Annotated in this window: 1 protein-coding gene; it reads left to right on the top strand. The window is 69.1% G+C overall.

The window, feature by feature from the left end; genetic code table 11:
* The first annotated feature begins 335 nt into the window (after positions 1 to 335).
* A complete protein-coding gene (locus WD794_02560; GenBank protein ID MEX2289195.1) occupies positions 336 to 944 on the top strand; it encodes a hypothetical protein in 609 nt (202 codons plus the stop codon).
* Positions 945 to 1108: the final 164 nt, after the last annotated feature.

Here is a 1108-nt window from a genome sequence, read left to right as displayed (position 1 = left end):
AAGGCTGGTCCACGCCGTCACGGCCGCGTGACGACCGCGCCTACCGGTCGCTGCCCCGCACATTGTGGGAGGCGTCGTGACCGGCCGGCTGGGGTCGCTGTTCAGTGGGGTGGGTGGGCTGGACCTCGCCGTCGAACAGTTCGGCTACGCCACGGTGTGGCAGGTCGAGATCGACGGGTGGTGCCGTGACCAGTTGGCCCGCCACTGGCCCGACGCGATCCGCTATCCCGACGTCACCGAGGTCGACTGGTCGAGCGTGCCTGCGGTGGACGCGCTCTGCGGCGGCTACCCGTGCCCGCCGTTCTCCTCAGCGGGCAAGCGACTAGGGGAAGCCGATGAACGATACCTGTGGCCGCACTTCCTCGACGCCATTCGGGCACTACGACCCCGCGTCGTGTTCGCTGAGAACGTCCGAGGCCACCTTTCCCTGGGGTTCGACCGAGTCCTCGCTGACCTTTCCGCCCTCGGGTATTGCGTGCGGTGGACGTGTCTACGAGCTTCCGACATTGGTGCCCCGCACCGCCGCGAGCGGCTGTTCTTCGCTGCTGTCGACACCGGACACGGCGCTGCTCAAGACCCCCACATCGAACCTCGGGACCAACGGCGGTTCGCAGCACCCGGACAAACGCAAGGCGGGCGGGCACGGTCCGACGTTGGCGGACGAGGTCGAGCATCTGCTTCCCACGCCCACCTCGCGGGATCACAAGGGCCGCAATCAGCGGGACGACGAGTCGTGTCTACCAGGGGCGGTGGGCAAGCTCCTGCCGACGCCGACCACGCAGCCGACGACCGGGAACGGCCACGCCCGCAACCTCGGCGGCGAAGCGAAGCTGCTGCGGACCCCGCGAGCTTTGACTGGCGCGGATACGCCCCCGCTATCGAAAGGTGGGGACGGGTCCTCGGACGGGCAGCTCCAGCTCCTCTGGACGAACGAGGACGACTGAGCGCCGACTTCGTGCTCTGGATGCAAGGCTTCCCGGCGGACTGGGTCGGTGACGGGACACGCGGTCAGCGGCTCCGCGCCTACGGGAACTCGGTCGTGCCTCTCCAGGCGGTCGCGGCGTTCTCGCTGCTGCTTGACGCTGGGGAGGCCGTAGCGTGACCGGCG

This window comes from Mycobacteriales bacterium (genome assembly GCA_040902655.1).
Classification (GTDB): Bacteria; Actinomycetota; Actinomycetes; order Mycobacteriales; family SCTD01; genus SCTD01.
Note: the sequence above shows the minus strand (reverse complement) of the source record. Positions and strands in the feature narration are given on the sequence as shown.

What these genes read in the sequence shown, in the direction of transcription:
- WD794_02560 (MEX2289195.1), top strand. Translation starts at nt 336, where the DNA reads ATGAACGATACCTGTGGCCGCACTTCCTCGACGCCATTCGGGCACTAC.